Annotated in this window: 15 protein-coding genes; 5 read left to right on the top strand and 10 right to left on the bottom strand. The window is 73.2% G+C overall.

Annotated features, from left to right (window positions below; translation table 11 throughout):
* Positions 1 to 111 precede the first annotated feature (111 nt).
* The 3 genes from BX285_RS15365 to BX285_RS15375 form a co-directional block, all read right to left on the bottom strand.
* On the bottom strand, positions 112 to 807 hold the full coding sequence (locus tag BX285_RS15365; RefSeq protein ID WP_121177528.1) for a nitroreductase family protein: 696 nt from the start codon (positions 805 to 807) through the stop codon (positions 112 to 114).
* A 183-nt stretch (positions 808 to 990) separates the two neighbouring features.
* The gene (locus BX285_RS15370; protein WP_121175428.1) at positions 991 to 2,628 is read right to left on the bottom strand and encodes an ABC-F family ATP-binding cassette domain-containing protein; all 1,638 of its coding nucleotides are present in this window, start codon (positions 2,626 to 2,628) and stop codon (positions 991 to 993) included.
* Between the two features lie 119 nt (positions 2,629 to 2,747).
* Complete coding sequence (locus BX285_RS15375; protein ID WP_097238493.1) at positions 2,748 to 3,977, bottom strand: serine protease; 1,230 nt, start codon at positions 3,975 to 3,977, stop codon at positions 2,748 to 2,750.
* 551 nt (positions 3,978 to 4,528) lie between these two features.
* On the opposite strand from BX285_RS15375, the gene BX285_RS15380 reads away from it, so the two are divergent.
* Complete coding sequence (locus BX285_RS15380) at positions 4,529 to 6,136, top strand: ABC-F family ATP-binding cassette domain-containing protein (RefSeq protein ID WP_121175429.1); 1,608 nt, start codon at positions 4,529 to 4,531, stop codon at positions 6,134 to 6,136.
* 228 nt (positions 6,137 to 6,364) lie between these two features.
* Here BX285_RS15380 and BX285_RS15385 read toward each other — a convergent pair whose 3' ends face one another.
* From BX285_RS15385 to BX285_RS15405, 5 genes are all read right to left on the bottom strand, one after another.
* Entirely contained in the window at positions 6,365 to 7,015 is a 651-nt protein-coding gene (locus BX285_RS15385; RefSeq protein ID WP_097238495.1) for a Pr6Pr family membrane protein, read from the bottom strand.
* Between the two features lie 165 nt (positions 7,016 to 7,180).
* Positions 7,181 to 7,894, bottom strand: coding sequence for a response regulator transcription factor (locus BX285_RS15390; protein ID WP_259470539.1), 714 nt, complete (start codon positions 7,892 to 7,894; stop codon positions 7,181 to 7,183).
* Positions 7,895 to 8,040: 146 nt separating this feature from the next.
* Positions 8,041 to 9,273, bottom strand: a complete 1,233-nt coding sequence (locus BX285_RS15395) for a sensor histidine kinase (RefSeq protein ID WP_121175431.1) — start codon at positions 9,271 to 9,273, stop codon at positions 8,041 to 8,043.
* A 41-nt stretch (positions 9,274 to 9,314) separates the two neighbouring features.
* Complete coding sequence (locus BX285_RS15400) at positions 9,315 to 10,370, bottom strand: hypothetical protein (protein WP_147465167.1); 1,056 nt, start codon at positions 10,368 to 10,370, stop codon at positions 9,315 to 9,317.
* Between the two features lie 169 nt (positions 10,371 to 10,539).
* The gene (locus BX285_RS15405) at positions 10,540 to 11,088 is read right to left on the bottom strand and encodes a GNAT family N-acetyltransferase (protein ID WP_183107079.1); all 549 of its coding nucleotides are present in this window, start codon (positions 11,086 to 11,088) and stop codon (positions 10,540 to 10,542) included.
* Positions 11,089 to 11,370: 282 nt separating this feature from the next.
* Here BX285_RS15405 and BX285_RS15410 point away from each other — a divergent pair, with 282 nt between their 5' ends.
* From BX285_RS15410 to BX285_RS15425, 4 genes are all read left to right on the top strand, one after another.
* Positions 11,371 to 12,567: a CaiB/BaiF CoA-transferase family protein gene (locus BX285_RS15410; RefSeq protein ID WP_398900957.1), complete on the top strand. Its 1,197-nt coding sequence runs from the start codon at positions 11,371 to 11,373 to the stop codon at positions 12,565 to 12,567.
* A 2-nt stretch (positions 12,568 to 12,569) separates the two neighbouring features.
* Complete coding sequence (locus BX285_RS15415) at positions 12,570 to 13,712, top strand: acyl-CoA dehydrogenase family protein (RefSeq protein WP_121175434.1); 1,143 nt, start codon at positions 12,570 to 12,572, stop codon at positions 13,710 to 13,712.
* 112 nt (positions 13,713 to 13,824) lie between these two features.
* Positions 13,825 to 15,039, top strand: a complete 1,215-nt coding sequence (locus BX285_RS15420; RefSeq protein ID WP_121175435.1) for an acetyl-CoA C-acetyltransferase — start codon at positions 13,825 to 13,827, stop codon at positions 15,037 to 15,039.
* A 34-nt stretch (positions 15,040 to 15,073) separates the two neighbouring features.
* Positions 15,074 to 17,242: a 3-hydroxyacyl-CoA dehydrogenase NAD-binding domain-containing protein gene (locus BX285_RS15425; protein ID WP_121175436.1), complete on the top strand. Its 2,169-nt coding sequence runs from the start codon at positions 15,074 to 15,076 to the stop codon at positions 17,240 to 17,242.
* An 81-nt stretch (positions 17,243 to 17,323) separates the two neighbouring features.
* Here BX285_RS15425 and BX285_RS15430 read toward each other — a convergent pair whose 3' ends face one another.
* Together BX285_RS15430 and BX285_RS15435 are read right to left on the bottom strand one after the other, a co-directional pair.
* Positions 17,324 to 18,091, bottom strand: coding sequence for a MerR family transcriptional regulator (locus BX285_RS15430; protein WP_097238503.1), 768 nt, complete (start codon positions 18,089 to 18,091; stop codon positions 17,324 to 17,326).
* A 234-nt stretch (positions 18,092 to 18,325) separates the two neighbouring features.
* Positions 18,326 to 19,369, bottom strand: a complete 1,044-nt coding sequence (locus BX285_RS15435) for an isopenicillin N synthase family oxygenase (RefSeq protein ID WP_097238504.1) — start codon at positions 19,367 to 19,369, stop codon at positions 18,326 to 18,328.
* Positions 19,370 to 19,636: the final 267 nt, after the last annotated feature.

Genomic DNA, 19,636 nt, shown 5'->3' on the forward strand with positions numbered 1-19,636 from the left:
CGGCGGGCGCGCGGGTCGGTGGACGGGCGCACCGTCCCGCCACCAGGCGCGCCCGGCCCGGGCCCGGCGCGACGGCTCGCGGACCGGCGCTCCCGCTCGCGGACCGGCGCGTCAGAGCCGGACCAGCACCTCGTCGAGCTCCTTGCGCCGCAGATCCGGCACGCGCGCCCCCTCGGCCGGGTAGCCGACCGGGATCACGTACGCCGCGCGCTCCTCCGTCGGTCGGTCGCACACCTCGTTGAGGAACCTCATCGGGCTCGGCGTGTGGGTCAGCGTGGCCAGCCCGGCCTGGTGCAGCGAGGCCAGCAGCAGTCCGACCGCGATCCCCACCGACTCCTTGGTGTAGTACGGGCGCGGCGAGTCGGGCCCCTTGTGCACCTCGAAGACCACGATCACGGCCGGCGCGTCCTCCAGGAACGGCTTGCGCCAGTCGGTGCCGATCGGCGCGAGCGCGGCCAGCCACTCCTCCGACGCCCGGTGGCCGTAGAACTCGCGCTCCTCGGCCTCCGCCGCCTCGCGCAGCCGCCGCTTGCGCTCCGGGTCGGTGATCACCACGAACCGCCAGGGCTGGACGTGGGCGCCGCTGGGCGCGGTGCCCGCGGTCCGGACCGCCCATTCGACCACCCCGTCCGGGATCGGGCGGGTGGAGTAGTCGCGGACGGTGCGGCGCCGGGCCATCACGTCGTGGAAGGACCTGCTGCGGGCCTCGGCCTCGTGGGCGGGCACCGTCATGGGGGTGAGCGCAACCGTCGGGTGGGACGTCGGGTGAGTCGCCCCGGCCGCGGCGCCGTCTGTGCTGTCAACCATGGCGGACAGCACAGCACATGACGGCCCTTCCGGGAAGAGGTCGAGACCAATTCCCGCAGGGGCCGCCGTGCTGCCGTTCCGCGATGCCGCCGTGCCGCCGTACCGCCGTACCGCCGAGCCGCCGTGCCGCGGTACCGCCGTGCCGCCGTGCCGCCGTGCCGCCGCCGAGGTGCGGGACCGGGCCTACAGCTCGTGCACCCGCCCGTCCCGGACCTCGATCCGCCGGTTCACCGCGACGGTGTCCAGCATCCGCCGGTCGTGGGTGACCAGCAGCAGCGTGCCGGTGTACGAGCCGAGCGCGGCCTCCAACTGCTCGATCGCGGGCAGGTCCAGGTGGTTGGTGGGCTCGTCCAGCACCAGCAGGTTGACCCCGCGGGCCTGCAGCAGCGCCAGCGCGGCCCGGGTGCGCTCGCCGGGGGAGAGGGTGCCGGCCGGGCGCAGCACGTGCACCGCCTTGAGGCCGAACTTGGCCAGCAGGGTGCGTACGTCCTCCGGCGACAACTCCGGTACGGCGGCGGCGAAGGCCTCCGAGAGCGGTTCCCCGCCGAGGAACGACCCGCGCGCCTGGTCGACCTCGCCGACCACCACGCCGGAGCCCAACGAGGCGCTGCCGCCGTCGAGTTCGAGCCGGCCGAGCAGTGCGGCCAGCAGCGTGGACTTGCCCGCGCCGTTGGCGCCGGTGATGGCGACCCGGTCGGCCCAGTCGATCTGCAGGTCCACCGGGCCGAAGGCGAAGTCGCCGCGACGGGCGACGGCCCCGTTCAGGGTGGCGACCACCGAGCCGGAGCGCGGCGCGGTGGCGATCTCCATCCGCAGCTCCCACTCCTTGCGCGGCTCCTCGACCACGTCCAGCCGCTCGATCATCCGCTGGGTCTGGCGGGCCTTGGAGGCCTGCTTCTCGGTGGACTCGGCGCGGGTCGCGCGGGCCTTCTTGTCGTTGTCGCTGCCCTTGCGGCGGGCGTTGCGGACGCCGTGCTCCATCCAGTTGCGCTGCATCTGCGCCCGGGCCTCCAGCGAGGCCTTGGTGTCGGCGTACTCCTCGTACTCCTCGCGGGCGTGCCGGCGGGCCACCGCCCGCTCCTCCAGGTACGCCTCGTAGCCGCCGCCGTACAGGTGGACCTGCTGCTGGTGCAGGTCCAGCTCCAGCACCTTGGTCACCGTGCGGGCCAGGAACTCGCGGTCGTGGCTGATCAGCACGGTGCCCGCACGCAGGCCCTTGACGAAGGCCTCCAGCCGTTCCAGGCCGTCCAGGTCGAGGTCGTTGGTGGGCTCGTCGAGCAGGAAGACGTCGTAGCGGGAGAGCAGCAGCGAGGCGAGGCCGGCCCGGGCGGCCTGGCCGCCGGAGAGCGCGGTCATCGGCAGGTCGAGCGAGACCTTCAGCCCGAGCGAGTCGGCGACCTCCTCGGCGCGCTCCTCCAGGTCGGCACCGCCGAGGTCGAGCCAGCGGTCCAGGCCGGCCGCGTACGCGTCGTCGGCGCCGGCCCGGCCCTCGACCAGGCCCTCGGTGGCCTCGTCCAGGGCGGCCTGCGCGGCCGCCACGCCGGTGCGGCGGGCCAGGAAGTCGCGCACCGTCTCGCCCTCGCGCCGCTCCGGCTCCTGCGGCAGGTGGCCGACGTTGGCGCCGGCCGGGCTCAGCCGCAGCGAGCCGCCCTCGGGGGTGTCGAGGCCGGCCAGCAGCCGCAGCAGGGTCGACTTGCCGGCGCCGTTCACGCCGACCAGGCCGATCACGTCGCCGGGGGCGACCACCAGGTCCAGGCCGGAGAAGAGGGTGCGTTCGCCGTGGCCGGCGCTGAGGTCCTTGACTACGAGTGTGGCGCTCATGATGAGGCCGATTGTAGGAGGAGCGGGCCCCCATGCCGAAAAAAGCCCGGGGGCCGCGGCTGTGGCAGCCGCGGCCCCCGGGTCAGTGCGTGCAACCCCGGCGGATCACCTCTCGGTGATCACTTGGCCTTCTTCGAGAAGTACTCGAACATGTGCTGGGCCACGTCCTCCAGGTACGGACCGGCCTCGTAGGTGTTCGCGCCGTTGCCGATGGAGGTGTCGCTGACCAGGGCCGGCTTGCCGTCCTTGGTGGCGTACCAGCCGCCGCCGCTGCTGCCGCCGGTCATGTTGCAGCCGATCAGCAGCATCGCCGGGCGGCTCGGGTCGCCGGTCTTCTTGGACGGCTTGCCGCCGTCGCAGTGCTCCAGCTCGACGCCGTCGAAGGGCTTGCCCTCCGGGAAGCCGTAGTTGCTGACCGAGGCGAGCTGGTCACGCGGGGCGTTGAACCAGAGCGGGACGGAGCCGCCGACGGTCTCCTCCAGCGACTTGGCGCTGCCGTCGGGGTTGGCCACCTTGATGATCCCGAAGTCGTACTGGCTCCAGGGGCCGCCCTTCTCCGGGTCGGCCTCGGCGGTCCACTGCGGGGAGACCATGCCGGCGGTCGCGCCCCACTCGCCGTACGGCTCGGCGTCCTCCACCTTGGCCTGCTGCTTGCCGGCGCCGCTCAGCACGCCGTTGCTGTTGAAGGCCGGGGCGAAGGTGATGTCGGTGTAGTACTTGTTGCCCTTGCCGCCGTGCAGGCAGTGGCTCGCGGTCCACACCAGGTTGCTCTTGCCCGGGTGCTCCGGGTCCGAGATGACGGTGCCGGAGCACACGTAGTCCTCGTTGCCGTCCTTGAAGAAGATCTTGCCGTTGACGTGCGTGTTCTTCGGGAACGGGTGCGCCACGGGCTTGGCCGGGACCATGGCGGGCAGCTGGTCCGGGCCGGCCGGCGGCTGGGCCGCGGTGGGCTGGGCCGGGGCCGCACCGGTCGGCTGGGCGGTCGGCTGCGCCGTGGGCTGGGCGGGCGCCTGCGTCGGGTCCTGGGCCGGGGCCTGGGGCAGCGGCTTCGGCTTGGCGTTCAGCAGCTTCTGCAGGGTCCAGTAGCCCTTGACCGCCGGGGTGATGACGTTCGCCTGCGCCCACTTGTCCCAGTCGTCGAGCTTCCAGGCCTTCAGCTCTTCGATGGTGGGCAGCTTGATCGGGGCCGCGCCCGGCTTGCCGGAGGCGCTGGCCGCGACGGTGGGAGCGCCGGTCTCGGCTCCGACCGGGTCGCTGTTGTCCGGGCCGCAGGCGGTGGCGACCACCATGGTCAGCGCGGCGACGGATGCGCCCAGGACGGCACGGCTCGGCCGGGATATCGGTGACATGAGTTCAAATCCCCCTGTTGACTACTGCCATACGGCCCGTTCCGCGGGTACGGCCCGCGGGCCGTAGGTATGGCAGGTGAGGAGTCTGCCATGCGGATAAGAATCTCCTTACATCCGGCCCGGGCTGGGACGGGGCTGTCACCGGATCGGCACCAGGCCTCCGCCGGGCGCCACTTGGTGCGCGGCGGCTGTCCGGTGCGTGGCCACCCGGTCCGTGGCCGTCCGGTCCGCGGGGACCCGATCCGCGGCGACCCGGTCCGTGCCGCCCGAGCCGCGGCGTCCGATAAATCGGTTGCACACGTCCGCCGACGGTCCTAGCGTGGTCCGGGTCATCAGCCAGACAAGGAGAAGGCCGTTGCTCTACTGAGGTCCCGGGACACCGCCCCGCCGCGCAGGCCCTGTTGCCGCGTGGTGCGCGTGTGTGCGACCTCAGTCACGGCCCCCCGGCGCTTCCTTCCGCCCTCCTGTCCTCCGGCCGTACCGGTTCCACACCCGCGGTGTCTCCCCGTGTTGCTCATCACCCCTTCGGCAACCACCCCGGGAGTCCCTACATGGCACAACCCACCACCGCCGTCCTCTGCACCGACCTCGCGTTCGAGTGGCCCGACGGCAAACCCGTCCTGGACGGCTTCCACCTCGCCGTCGGCCCCGGCCGCACCGGCCTGATCGGGCTCAACGGCGCGGGCAAGTCCACCCTGCTGCGGCTGATCGCCGGCGACCTCACCCCCACCGGCGGCACCGTCCGGGTGGACGGCGAACTCGGCTACCTGCCACAGGGCCTGACGCTCGACACCACCCTCCGGGTGGACGAGGCACTGGGCATCCGCGCCACCCGCGAGGCGCTGCACGCGATCGAGTCCGGAGACACCGACCAGCGCCACTTCGACGCCGTCGGCGACGACTGGGACGTCGAGGAGCGCGCCCGCGCCACGCTCGACCGGCTCGGTCTGCGCGGCCTCGGCCTCGACCGCACCACCGGCGAACTCTCCGGCGGCGAGGCAGTGTTGCTGCGGCTGGCCGCCCTGCTGATCGCCCGCCCCGACGTCCTGCTGCTCGACGAGCCCACCAACAACCTCGACCGGGCCGCCCGCGAGCGGCTCTACGAGACGGTGGCCGGCTGGAACGGCGTGATGCTGATCGTCAGCCACGACCGCGAGCTGCTCAGCCACGTCGACCAGATCGCCGACCTTCGGGACGGCGACGTCACCTGGTACGGCGGCAACTTCGAGGAGTACGAACGCACCCTCGCCGCCCAGCAGGAGACGGCCGAGCGGCTGCTGCGCAACGCCGAGGCCGACGTCCAGCGCCAGAAACGGGACCTGGCCGACGCCCGGATCCGGCTGGACCGCAGCGCCGCGTACGGGAAGAAGCGGTCGGTCACCCGAAACGACCCGCACATCTTCGCCGGGATGCTCAAGCGCAAGGGTCAGGAGACCGCGGGCCGGCTCCAGGGCATGCACGCCGAGCGGCTGGAGGAGGCCAAGGCGCGGCTCGGCGCGGCCGAGGAGGCCGTGCGGGACGACGCCGAGATCCGGATCGACCTGCCGCGCACCGCGGTCCCGGCCGGGCGCACCGTGCTCACCCTGCAGAAGGTCCGGCTGCCCTACGGCACCACCGCCGACCTCGACCTGCGCGGTGCCGAGCGGATCGCCCTGGTCGGCCGCAACGGCGCCGGAAAGTCCACCCTGCTGCGCGCCATCGCAGGCGAACTCGCCCCACTGGAAGGGGAGATCACCACTCCGGTGCCGTTGCGGTACCTCCCGCAGCGGCTCGACCTGCTGGACGACGAGCGCAGCGTGGTGGAGAACGTCAAGCTGTTCGCGCCCGCCGCCGGGGACAACGCGATCCGCGCCCGCCTCGCCCGCTTCCTGTTCCGCGGCGCCCGGGCCGAGCAGCCGGCCGGCACGCTGTCCGGCGGCGAGCGGTTCCGGGCGACGCTGGCCGCCCTGCTGCTGGCCGACCCACCGCCGCAGCTGCTGCTGCTGGACGAGCCGACCAACAACCTGGACCTCGCGAGCGTCCGCCAGCTCACCCAGGCGCTGGCCGCCTACCAGGGCGCGCTGATCGTGGTCAGCCACGACCTGCCGTTCCTGCGCGGCCTGGGCCTGACCAGGTGGCTGGAGCTGGACGGCGAACTGCGGGGGGTGGACCCGATGTAGCGGACCCGAGGCAGCTGCCCCGGAGTCGTGGCAGCCGGCCGGTGGCGGCGGGCTACCGGGATCGTCGGCTCCGGGCGTCCTCGGTGAGCTCCCGGCGGGCGGTGCTCAGGGCGGGCCCCTGAGCACCGCCACCGGCCCGGTGATGTGCGCGCCCGCCGCGGGCCGTACGGTGATCGGCTCGGGGCGGGTGAACGTCGAGGTCGACAGGAGGTCGGCAACTCGCCGTGGCTACGCCTGCGGTGCGGGCCGCAGCTTGCCGGCGACCAGCGTGCCGAGCCGGTCCAGGCCGACGACGAGCGCGGCGAGCACCACGAACTCGACGGTCAGCTGGGCGATCTGGCCCCAGACGTAGCCGTAGCCCTTGGTGGTCGGGTCGAAGAAGAAGTAGGGGTAGGGCGTCGGGTAGTCGTCGAACAGCGCGTTGCGGGTGAGCACGATCGCCGCGTAGCCCAGCGGGAAGGCCAGCCAGAGCGGGATGTCCTTCCAGGCCGCCGCGTTGCGGGGCTTGAGCACCAGCCAGTCGATGATCACCATCACCGGCGTCACGTAGTGCAGGAAGAACGACGACCAGTGCGCGAGCCGGTCCGGCCCGCTGACCAGTCCGGGCAGCGGGTTGGCGCCGTGCTGCAGCAGGATGTGTGAGACCAGCCCGGTGATCAGGATGTAGAGCGTGGCGGCGCCGCGCAGCCGGGGCGCGGGCGCGTCCACGGTGCCGCGCTTGGTCATCCAGTACACCGCGCCGATGAAGTAGCCGAGCACGATGACGTTGCTCTGCACCGTGAAGTACACGAGCGGTGCGGTCCCGAGGGACAGGCCGAGGCCCGCCGAGAGCACGATTCCCATGCGCCACCACAGCGCGGGGCGGGTCCGGACTGTCATGCGGCCACCAGTTCGTTCCAGGCGATACGGGAGGTATCGGACGGCAAAGGGGAAAATCGAACTCTACTCGCTGGTACCGGCGCGGTGGAACCCGTGTGCGATTCCTCGGTGCCCGGACCGGCGCGCGCCCCTCCGCAGTGTTCAGCCGGGCAGTCAGCGGGGCAGTCAGCGGGGCAGGACGAACCCCGACTCGTACGCCGCGATGACCGCCTGGGTGCGGTCCCGCGCGCCCAGCTTGGCGAGCACGCTGCCGACGTGCGTCTTCACCGTCTCCTGGCTCACCACCAGCTGCCGGGCGATCTCGCCGTTGTTGAGCCCGGTGGCCATCAGCCGCAGCACCTGCCCCTCCCGCTCGGTCAGCCGTCCGATCGGCCCCTGGTCGGCCTCGGCCTCCCGGCGGCGGTCCGCGCCGTGGCGCAGCGCGAGTTCGCGGACGGCCGCCGGGAAGAGCAGCGAGTCCCCGCGCGCGACCAGTCGCACCGCCTGCACCATCTCCTCGGCCCGGGCCCGCTTCAGCAGGAAGCCGGCCGCGCCCGCGCGCAGCGCGTCGTACACGTGGTCGTCGTGCTCGAAGGTGGTGACCACCAGGATCCGCGGCGGCTCGGCCATCCCGCCGACCAGCTGCTCGGTCGCGCGGATGCCGTTGATGCCGGGCATGCGGACGTCCATCAGCACCACGTCCGGCAGCAGTTCGCGCACCAGCGGGACGACCTCGGCCCCGTCGGCGGCCTCGCCGACCACGGTGAGGTCCGGTTCGGCGTCGATGACCACCCGCAGGCCCATCCGGACCAGCCGCTCGTCGTCCGCGATCACCACGCGGATGGCGGGCGCGGCCTGGCCCGGGCCGTTCCCGCCGGTGCCCGTTCGCCCGTCGCTCACTGCGTCGCCGTCCCCGTCCCCGCCGTTCAATGTGGCCCCGCCGTTCAATGTGGCCCCGCCGTTCACTGTGGCCCCGCCGTTCACTGTGGCCCCGCCGTTCACTGCGTCCGCTGCGTCCCTGTCGTTCACCGTGTCCCCCTCGTGCGTCATGCGGATCCTGCCACCGGCAGCCAGACGGCGAGCTGCCACGTCGTCCCGTCCTCGTCCGGTCCCGCCGTGCTGCCGCCGTGCAGGGCGGCAGCGCGTTCCCCGATCCCGCGCAGTCCGCGTCCGCCGCCGGGGCGGCTCGGGCGGCCGGGGCCCATCGGGTTGGTCAGTTCGATCTCCAGCCGGCCGCCGGCCAGCCCGACCCGCAGTCCGGCCGCGACGCCTCCGGCGTGCCGCAGGACGTTGGTCAGGCCTTCCTGCACGATCCGGTACGCCTCGCGGGAGACGGCGTCGGGCAGAGCGGCCAGGCCGGGGGCCAGTTCGGCGTCCACCGTGACCCCGGTGCGGGCGAGTTGGCGCAGCAGGTCGTCCAGCCCGGCGAGGGTGGGCCCGGCCGGTCCTGCCGCCCCGTTGGCTTCCGGGTCCTCCTCGCGCAACAGGCCGAGTACGGTGTCCAGTTCGGCGACGGCCGCCCGCGCGGTCTCCTCGATCGCCTGCAGTGCCTCGGCGGCGAAGTCGGGGTTGCTGCGCAGCACCCGGGCGGCCGCCGAGGCCTGGATGCCGACCGCGCTGAGCGCGTGTCCGACGGAGTCGTGCAGTTCGCGGGCCAGCCGGTTGCGCTGGGCGAGCACCGTGGCCCGGCGTTCGGCGGTGGCCAATCGTTCCTCCGGGGTCGGGCCGAGCAGGGCGGGCGCCCAGCGGGCGAGCAGTGCGCCGAAGCCGGCGTTGGCGAGGAGGATCAGCAGCAGGACGGCGAGGCCCAGGGCGGGGCCGGTGAGCATCCAGCCGGGGAAACGGTCCTCCCAGAAGCGTGCCAGGTCGCGGGCGCCGCCGATGTTGAGGATCAGCACGATCGCGAACGGCGTCCCGGCCAGCGTCATCCCGGCGACGACCCCGCCGGAGAAGAGGTGCAGGACGAACCAGAGCGAGGTGCGCCACCGAGCGGGCCACGACCGGGCGGGTCCGGTGGCCAGTTCCTCCGGCCGCGCGGTCGAGCAGAGGGCCCGGGCGGCCGCGCCCTCCAGACCGCGGACGGTCGGCAGCAGCGCGGTGACGGCGGCCATCGGCAGGGAGGTGAACAGCGACAGGAACTGCAGCAGGGTCTGACGAGCGGGTCCCTGTGCCGGGTTGAGCGCCCCGAGCATCACCACCGACAGCAGCCAGTACGGCATCAGCAGCGCGCCGCCCAGCACCAGGTGCACCCAGCGCAACCTGGCCTGCCGTCCGAACATCGCCCCTACCGCACGCCGCAGTCGCGTGCCCGCCCCCGTGATCACCTGGGTGACTCTACGTCAGCGGTGCTCTGTCGGGCTTCCCGTGTTTGGGCTGCCTGTGCCCGGCCTGTCCGTGCTTGGCCTGCCCGTTCCCGGCCTGCCCGCTCCCGGGCCGCCCGCTCGGTGAGCGCGATCGCGCCGACGGCCAGGATCAGCACCCCGGTCACCACCTGGGCGGTCTGCACCAGGGGCAGCAGCCCGGGCACCGCCTTCCGCAGGTCGGTCACCCGGGTCGTCGTCGTCCCGAACGCCACCAACTGCCAGCTGCCCCAGCCGAACAGCGAGCCGGCCGCCGTCCAGGCCACCAGCAGCGGCCCGAGCAGCCGCCGCCGCGGCTCGATCCGGAAGACCAGGACCAGCAGTGCCGCCGCCGCGGCCACCGCCATCACCGCGGTGACGCCGTCCATCACCGCCACGCCCCGGCTGCGCGTCTCCGCCATGTCGACCGGCAGCCCGGCGGTGCCGCCCGCCGCCCAGTACAGCCGGGCCGCCGCCACGCCGACGGCGAGCAGGGCGGCGACGCAGGCGAGGGTGCGCTGCACGGTCAGCGTGGCGGAGCGCGGCAGGTCGCCGATCCGGTCCGTCAGCAGCCCGGCCCAGCGCTGCCGGGCGTAGAGCGCGAAGGCGGTGAGCAGCGCGAGGCCCTGCACCGTGAACCCGCCGTACACGACCAGGAAGACCCAGCCGCCGAGGCCCTTGTCGTCCGGGTCGGTGCGGTGCTCCGGGCCCAGGACGAGGACGCTCAGCAGGAACAGCGGCAGCGCCACCAGGATGGTGCCGAGCAGCCCGGTCGCCACCCACATCGGGAACGCCACCAGCCCGGCCGGCGCCCGCCGCCCCCACGGCCGGACGAAGGCCAGCGCCAGGGCGACGGCGATCGCGTCCATGCCGAAGGTGAGCAGGTTCAGCAGCCAGAGCTTGTCCATCTCGCCGGGATCGTCCGACCCCACCGGGTGTCCGGTCAGCCACAGCAGTTTGAGCGTCAGGTACGGCCCGGTCGCGGCCACCGCCGTCCACGCTGCCCCGGACCGTACGGCGCCTTCGTTGATTCTCATGCCCCCACGGTCGCTCCGCGCTCCGGTCCCGGTCCTCCGCCCGGAGCGGGATCCCGCTCCCCCCGGCGGGGGATCCTCGCCGGGGGGAGCGAGGAAGCGCCGGTTCGGGCCTGCGGTTCGGGCCCTCAGTTCGGGCCTGCCGCTCGGGCTTGCGGCTCGGGCTTGCGGCTCAGGCCTTCGGCTCAGCCATGCGGTGGATCAGCCGGTCCTCCTCGTCGACCCGCCCGTCCGGGTCCGCCACCAGCCCGAGCCGTTCGGCGAGCCGGCGGGAGGGCAGGTTGTCCGCCCGGATCAGGGCGATCACCGGGATCCCGGGGAAGCGGGGCAGGGCCTCCGCCATCGCCGCCCGGGCCGCCTCCGCCGCGTACCCCCGGCCCCAGGCGGACGGCCGGAACCGGTAGTAGAGGTTGAACACCCGCTCCCCGTCGAGCGTGTGCAGGTAGAGCCCGGCGTACCCGATGATCGTCTCCGGCTCCTCCCGCGTCGACACGGCGCAGTAGCCCACCCCGTCGCGCGGCCAGTCGGCCACGAACCCGTCCAGCATCTCCTGTGCCTGGGCGAGGTCCCGCTGCGGCCCGTGCGGGTTGTACCGGTTGGTCTCCGGATCCCCGTGGACGGCGAACAGCGCCTCGGCGTCGCCCTGTTGGGGCCGGGTGAGCACCAGCCGCTCGGAGGTGGTGACGACCGTGCGGGTGGTGTGGTGCTGGGCGGTGGTCATGGTGTGCTTCCCCGGTTGTCGCTCGTGGCGGTTGCTGTCGTCGGCCATGGCTTCGTAATGGCTGATTCGCACCTTAGACCGTTACACAGACAGGTGTCCGGTGATTTTCCCGCCCGCGGGTCCAGCGGGGGAGGGGCAGGCCCGGAGGTCTTGTTACCGATGGGTCGCTTCTCTATCATCCCGAGTGTTACAGCTTTACTGTCAAACCCCGAAAGGGTTCTGCGGCCAGTGCGTGACGCGACAGGTGTACCGGACGTGCCGGATGTACCGGGCGGACCGGACGTGCCGGACGTACCGGGCGGACCGGGCCTACCGGGAGCCGGCGGCCCGTTGGCGGGTGTGCGGGTGGTGGAACTGGCCGGGATCGGGCCGGGGCCGTTCGCCGCGATGCTGCTGGGGGACCTCGGGGCGGACGTGGTGCGGGTGGACCGGCCGGAGCCGTCACCGCTCGGCACGGACCCGGCCCACGACCTCACCAACCGCAACAAGCGCTCGGTGCTGATCGACCTGAAGTCGCCCGAGGGGCCCGGGCGGGTGCTCGACCTGGTCGAGCGGGCCGACCTGCTGATCGAGGGCTACCGGCCCGGCGTCGCGGAGCGCCTCGGCGTCGGCCCGCAGGCCTGCCTGGCACGCAACCCGGCGCTGGTCTACGGCCGGATGACCGGCTGGGGGCAGCAGGGCCCGCGGGCCACGACCGCCGGGCACGACCTCGGGTACGCGGCGGTCGCCGGAGTGCTCGGGATGGTGGCGGCGGGCGGCGCCGACGAGCCGCCCGGGATCCCGGCCAACCTGCTGGGGGACTACGCGGGCGGCTCGCTCTACCTGGTCGTCGGCCTGCTCGCCGGGCTGCACCACGCCCGGGCCACCGGCGCGGGCCAGGTGGTGGACGCGGCGATCGTGGACGGCGCCGCGCACCTCGGCAGCATGCTCTGGGGGCTGCTCGCCGCCGGCCACTGGCAGGACCGCCGGGGCGTCAACCTGCTCGACGGCGGCGCGCCGTTCTACGCCGTCTACCGCGCAGCCGACGGCGGGCACCTGGCCGTCGGCGCGCTGGAGCCGCGCTTCTACGCCGAGTTCGCCCGCCTGCTGGAACTGGGCCCGGACGCGCCCGGTCAGTACGACCTCGCCCGCTGGCCCGAACTGCGCACCCTGATCGCCGCCCGCTTCGCCACCCGGACCAGGGCCGAGTGGGAGGCCGTCTTCGCCGGCTCCGACGCCTGCGTGGAACCGGTCCTGACGATGCGTCAGGCTGCCGTGGACGGGCACCTGTCGGCGCGCGGCACCTATGTCGAGGCGGACGGCGTCACCCAGCCCGCCCCCGCCCCCCGCTTCTCCGCCACCCCCGGCGCACTGCGCCGCCCGCCCGCCCGGCCGGGCGCCGACACCGCCGAGGTGGCCCGGGACTGGGGCGTGCCCTCCCTCGGCCCCTCCGCCCCCGGCTCCGCCGGGCCCGACTCCCCAGCAGAACAAGGAGAGTAGCGTTGCAGCGCGAGATCTTCACCGAGCAGCACGACGACTTCCGGGCCACCGTACGGGCCTTCCTTGCCAAGGAGGTGCTGCCGCACTACGACCGCTGGGAGAAGGCGGGCATCGTCGACCGCTCCGTCTGGCTCGCGGCCGGCCGCCAGGGCCTGCTCGGCATCGCCGTCCCGGAGGAGTACGGCGGTGGCGGCGCCCCGGATTTCCGCTACGCCGCCGTGCTGGCCGAGGAGTTCGCCCGGGCCGGCGCCTCCGGTCTGGCGATCGGCCTGCACAACGACATCATCGGCCCCTACCTCACCTCGCTCGGCACCGAGGAGCAGAAGCGCCGCTGGCTGCTCGGCTTCTGCTCCGGCGAGCTGATCACCGCGATCGCGATGACCGAGCCGGGCACCGGCTCCGACCTGCAGGGCATCCGCACCCAGGCGGTCGACCGCGGCGACCACTTCCTGCTCAACGGCGCCAAGACCTTCATCTCCAACGGCATCCTCGCCGACCTGGTGATCGTGGTCGCCCGCACCACCCCGGAGGGCGGCGCGCACGGGCTGAGCCTGCTGGCCGTCGAACGCGGCACGCCCGGCTTCGAGCGCGGCCGCAACCTCGACAAGATCGGCCAGAAGGCCCAGGACACGGCCGAGTTGTTCTTCGAGGACGTCCGCGTCCCGAAGGAGAACCTGCTCGGCGAGCTCCACGGCGGCTTCGTCCACCTGATGCAGAACCTCGCGCAGGAGCGGCTGACCATCGCGGCCGCGGCGATCGCCGGCGCCGAGTACCTGGTCGAGATCACCACCGACTACGTCAAGCAGCGCGAGGCCTTCGGCCGCCCGCTCGCCAAGCTGCAGCACGTCCGCTTCGAGATCGCCGAACTGGCCACCGAGTGCGCCGTCACCCGGACCTTCGTGGATCGCTGCATCACCGAGCACAACCGCTACGCGCTCACCCCGGCCGACGCCTCGATGGCCAAGTGGTGGGCCACCGAACTGCAGAAGCGCACCGCCGACCGCTGTCTCCAACTGCACGGCGGCTACGGGTACATGAGCGAGTTCCCGGTCGCCAGGGCGTTCACCGACGGTCGCATCCAGACCATCTACGGCGGCACCACCGAGATCATGAAGGAGATCGTGGGCCGCTCCATCCTCGGCTGACTGCTGACTGCTGACCGCTGACCGCTGACCGCTGACCGCTGACCCCGTTCGCGAGGTCCGCCTCCTCCGGCGAGCCCGACGCCATCCCCCCGCCCCGAAAGGCAGTCCCATCGTGACCACCGAAGCGTACGTCTACGACGCGATCCGCACCCCGCGCGGCCGGGGCAAGGCCACCGGCTCGCTGCACGGCACCAAGCCGATCGACCTGGTCGTCGGCCTGATCCACGAAATCCGCTGCCGCTTCCCCGAGTTGGACCCGGCCGCGATCGACGACATCGTGCTCGGGGTGGTCAGCCCGATCGGCGACCAGGGCTCCGACATCGCCCGGATCGCCGCCATCGCGGCCGGCCTGCCGGACACCGTGGCCGGCGTCCAGGAGAACCGCTTCTGCGCCTCCGGCCTGGAGGCCGTCAACCTGGCTGCCGCCAAGGTCCGTTCGGGCTGGGAGGACCTGGTCCTGGCCGGCGGCGTGGAGTCGATGTCCCGGGTCAAGATGGCCTCCGACGGCGGCGCCTGGTTCGCCGACCCGATGACCGCGTACGAGACCAATTTCGCCCCGCAGGGCATCGGCGCCGACCTGATCGCCACCATCGAGGGCTTCTCCCGCACCGACGTGGACGCCTTCGCCGCCGAGTCCCAGGCCCGCGCCGCCAAGGCCCAGGCGGACGGCCTGTTCGACCGCTCGGTGGTCCCGGTGCGCGACCGCAACGGCCTGGTCGTGCTGGAGCGCGACGAGTTCATCCGCCCCGGCACCACCGTCGAGACCCTGGCCGGCCTCAAGCCCTCGTTCGCCGCGATCGGCGAGGCCGGCGGCTTCGACGCCGTCGCCCTGCAGAAGTACCACTGGGTGGAGGCCATCGACCACGTCCACCACGCGGGCAACTCCTCCGGCATCGTGGACGGCGCCGCGCTGGTCGCCATCGGCAACCGCGAGGTCGGCGAGCGGTACGGGCTGCGCCCGCGCGCCCGGATCGTCTCCGCCGCCGTCTCCGGCTCCGAGCCGACCATCATGCTCACCGGCCCCGCCCCGGCCACCCGCAAGGCGCTCGCCAAGGCCGGGCTCACCGCAGCCGACATCGACCTGGTCGAGATCAACGAGGCCTTCGCGGCCGTCGCCCTCCGCTTCATCCGCGAACTCGGCTTCCGCGCCGACCAGGTGAACGTCAACGGCGGCGCGATCGCGCTCGGCCACCCGCTCGGCGCCACCGGCGCGATGCTGCTCGGCACCGTGATCGACGAGCTGGAGCGGCGCGACCTGCGCTACGGCCTGATCACCCTCTGCGTGGGCGGCGGCATGGGCATCGCCACCATCGTCGAGCGCGTCTGATCCCCTCCCCGCAGATTACGGAGACCGTGAACCCATGAGCGACACCACCACCACCATCCGCTGGGAGCAGGACCAGGACGGCGTGGTCACCCTCGTCCTCGACGACCCCACCCAGTCCGTCAACACCATGAACGAGGCCTTCACCGCCGACTTCGAGGCCGTCGTCGGACGCCTGGCCGGCCTCGTCGTCATCACCTCCGGCAAGAAGACCTTCTTCGCCGGGGGAGACCTGCGGATGCTCTCCGCCGCCCGCCCCGAGGACGCCGAGGCCGTCTTCGAGAAGTCGATGCGGATCAAGCGCTCGCTGCGCACGCTGGAGACGCTGGGCAAGCCGGTCGTCGCCGCCGTCAACGGCAGCGCGCTCGGCGGCGGCCTGGAGATCGCGCTCGCCTGCCACCACCGGATCGCGCTGAACACCCCGGCCGGCCGGATCGGCCTGCCCGAGGTCACCCTCGGCCTGCTGCCGGGCGGCGGCGGGGTGGTCCGCACGGTGCGGCTGTTCGGCATCACCGACGCCCTGCTGAAGTTCCTGCTGCAGGGCCGCCAGTACCGCCCCGGGCAGGCACTGGAGCACGGACTGGTGCACGAACTGGTCGACACCCCCGAGGAGTTGACCGCCCGGGCGAAGGCCTGGATCGAGGCCAACCCGACCGCCGTCCAGCCCTGGGACGTCAAGGGGTACAAGATCCCCGGCGGCACCCCCGCGACCCCGGCCTTCGCCGCCAACCTGCCCGCCTTCCCGGCCAACCTGCGCAAGCAGCTGAACGGTGCGCCCTACCCGGCCCCGCGCAACATCCTGGCCGCCGCGGTGGAGAGCGCCCAAGTCGACGTCGACACCGCGATGGTCATCGAGGCCCGCTACTTCACCGAACTCGCCTGCGGCCAGACCAGCAAGAACATGATCCAGGCACTGTTCTTCGACATGCAGGCGGTCAACTCCGGTGCCGGGCGCCCCAAGGACGTCGAGAAGCGGACGGTCCGCAAGGTCGCCGTGCTCGGCGCCGGCATGATGGGCGCCGGCATCGCCTACGCCTGCGCCAAGGCCGGCATCGAGGTCATGCTCAAGGACGTGAGCATCGAGGCCGCCCGGCGCGGAAAGGCGTACTCCGAAGGGCTGTTGGCCAAGGCCGTGGCGCGCGGGCGCTCCACCGAGGCCAAGCGCGACGAACTGCTCGCCCGGATCACCCCCACCGCCGACGCCGCCGACCTGGCCGACTGCGACGCGGTGATCGAGGCGGTCTTCGAGAACACCGAACTCAAGCACAAGGTGTTCCAGGAGATCGAGGGCGTCGTCGCCCCCGACGCGCTGCTCTGCTCCAACACCTCCACCCTGCCGATCGGGCTACTCGCCGAAGGCGTTCGGCGGACCGGCGACTTCATCGGCCTGCACTTCTTCTCGCCGGTCGACAAGATGCGGCTGGTGGAGATCATCCGCGGCCCGCAGACCGGCGACGAGGCCCTGGCCCGCGCCTTCGACCTGGTCCGGCAGATCGACCGGACCCCGATCGTGGTCAACGACTCGCGCGGCTTCTTCACCTCGCGGGTGATCGGCCAGTTCCTCAACGAGGGCGTCGCCATGGTCGGCGAGGGCATCCACCCCGCCACCATCGAGCAGGCCGCCGGACAGGCCGGCTACCCCGCCAAGGTGCTCTCCCTGATGGACGAGCTCACCCTCACCCTGCCGCGCAAGATCCGCGACGAGTACCGGCGCTCGGTGGAGGCCGTCGGCGGCACCTGGACGCCGCACCCGGCGGACGCGGTCGTCGACCGGATGGTCGACGAGTTCGGCCGCCCGGGGCGCAGCGGCGGCGCGGGCTTCTACGAGTACGGCGAGGACGGCAGGCGCGGGCGGCTCTGGCCGGGGCTGCAGGAGCACTTCGCGGGTGCTTCGGCCGATGCTTTCGCCGAGGTCCCCTTCGAGGACCTCAAGGAGCGGATGCTGTTCAGCGAGGCCCTGGACTCGGTGCGCTGCCTGGAGGAGGGCGTGCTGACCTCGGTCGCCGACGCCAATGTCGGCTCCATCCTCGGCATCGGCTTCCCGGCGTGGACCGGCGGCGTGTTCCAGTACATCAACGGGTACGAGGGCGGCCCGGCCGGTTTCGCGGCCCGCGCCCGCGAACTCGCCGCCGCGTACGGCGAGCGGTTCGCGCCGCCGGCGCTGCTGGAGCGGATCGCGGCGGAGGGGCGGACGTTCGGCGACTGACGGGCCCGGCGCGGGCTCCTACCCGCCGTAGTCGCCAGACTCGCGCGACTCGCCAGACCTGCTCGACTCGCGCGACTCGCTTTACCCGTTCGACTCGCCGTGCTCGGGTGGGGCCGTGCTCAGGACGGCCTCACCCAACTCCTCCCGGAGCGAGCGCTGGAACGCCGTGACCAGCGCCTGCGCCACCATCGGCTGGATGTGGTCCGTCAGCTCCTTCATCCGGGCCAGCTCCGCCGGCGCGGGCTCGCTCTCCCGGTACGGCTTCCACACCGTCTCCCGGAACAGCCGCTGCAACTCCTGTGCCGTGGCCCGGCTGTGCTCCAGCACCACCGCCCGGGCGGCCAGCAGCGTCTCCAGGGGGATCGGCACGTCCAGGATCCGCACCCCCAGCGGGAGCAGGCCCGGATCGACCCGGAACACCTCCGGATCGCCGGTCCGCTCCAGCGCCCCCATCGCGGCCAGCCGCTCGACGTGCTCCTCCGACAGCCCCCGCCCGGCCCGCCGCTCCAGCTGCGCCCGCCCCAGCTCCTCGGCCGCCTCGGGTGTCCAGGACGCCACCAGCGCCCGGTGGATCGCCAGGTCCAGCGGGCTGCTGTCCTCCGGCAGCTGCGCCAGGTACCGCTCGATCGCCGCCAGCGTCAGGCCCTGCCGCTGCAACTCCTCGATCAGCCCCAGCCGGTCCAGGTGCGCCGCCCCGTACAACCCCACCCGCCGGGGCCCCAGCTCCGGCGGCGGCAACAGCCCCTTCGTCCCGTAGAACCGCACCGTCCGCACCGTCACCCCGGCCCGCGCCGCCAACTCGTCCACCGTCAGCCGCACCTCGCCCACCCCGGCGCCGCGCTCCCCCATCCGCTGCCTCCCGCACTGGCACACTCCTGCTGTGACAGCAGCAGTGTGACAGTGCGGCCCGTGCCGGTCCACCGGCGGTCCACCGGCGGACCACCGGCGGACCGGCGCGGCGATGCTGCCGACGGCGCTCTGCACGGCGAAGCCCCCGCCTGCGCCGGGGTTCGGGCGCAGGGCAGGGGCTTCGTGCGGGGGCTCGCCGGTTTCGTCAGGCAGGGGCCGTCGGGCGGGGCCCGGTCAGGCGAGGGCGGGGTGGTGGCGGCGGGTGACTTCGGGGTGGGCTCGGGTGTAGCCCTTCCACTCGTTGAGGCCGAAGTCGGCGAAGAGGGGGTTGTCCGGGTCTTCGGTGGCGCCGGGGGCGTGGTGGGCGAGGGGGAAGTCCAGCGGCGCGATGTGGGCGTCGAGGCGCGGGTTGAAGAAGAACGGGACGGAGAAGCGCTCGCGGGCGCCGGGCGGGCTGACCACGCGGTGGCTGGTGGCCTTGAGGTAGCCGTCGGTGGCCACCTCCAGCAGTTCGCCGAGGTTGACGACGAAGGCGCCGTCGAGCGGCGGGACGTCCAGGAAGGTGCCGTCCGGGCGTTCGACCTGGAGGCCGCCCACGGTGTCCTGGAGCAGCAGGGTGATGAAGCCGTAGTCCTTGTGGGCGCCGACGCCCTGGCCGGCGCCGTCCGGGGCGGTGCCGGGGTAGCGGACCAGCTTGAGCCGCAGGTGGGGGTGGCCCGCGAAGGCGTCGTCGTAGAAGTCGGGGCGGGCGCCGATCGCGGTGAGCAGTTCGTGCAGCAGCCGCCGGGCGACCGCGCCGAGGCGGTCGATCCAGCCGAGCGCGGCGGTGCGCAGCTCGGGGAGCGCCGCGGGCCACTGGTTGGGGCCCTCCAGCCACCAGTACGGGGGCTCGCCGGCGCCGGGGACGTGCGGCGGCAGCTCGGCGCCGATGTCCAGCTGGTCGCGCCAGTCCTGGCTTCCGCCGGTGCGCTCGTCGCCGGTGCGGGTGTAGCCGCGGTAGTGGGGGGAGTTGAGGTTGCTCACGGCGAGCCGGTCGGCTTCGGGGAGCGAGAAGAAGGCGCGCATGGCCGCGGTGAGGGCGGCGGTCTCCTCCCGGGTGACGCCGTGGCCGACGAGCTGGAAGAAGCCGACACCGGTGGCCGCGGTGCGGAGCTCGTCGTGCAGGCGGCGGCGGTCGTCCGGGCTGCCGTCGGCGAGCGAGAGGTCGATCACCGGGAGGGAGTCCGCCGGGGCGGAGCCGGAGGCGGCTTCGGATATGGGCGTGTACTGCTGCGTCATGTGTGACATCCGCTGGGTCTCGTCCCGACCGGCCCCGGTGGTCGACCGAGGGGTGGCCGGAGCGACCGCCTGGTGCGGCTGGTGCTCCGGGGGGCCGGGAGGTGGGTGGCGGCCGGGTGGGGACCGCCGTTGAGGGTGGGTGGCGCGAGGTTCAGCCGGAGCGTCGACAGGACATGCTGGTCACGCGGAGCAGGTCCACGTGACGGCGGCGAACAAGGATGAGCACGTCACCAGCCTAGATGACCCGTTCGGCGGCGGGCGAGCCCC

The organism is Streptomyces sp. 1114.5 (genome assembly GCF_003635085.1).
Taxonomy (GTDB): Bacteria; Actinomycetota; Actinomycetes; order Streptomycetales; family Streptomycetaceae; genus Kitasatospora.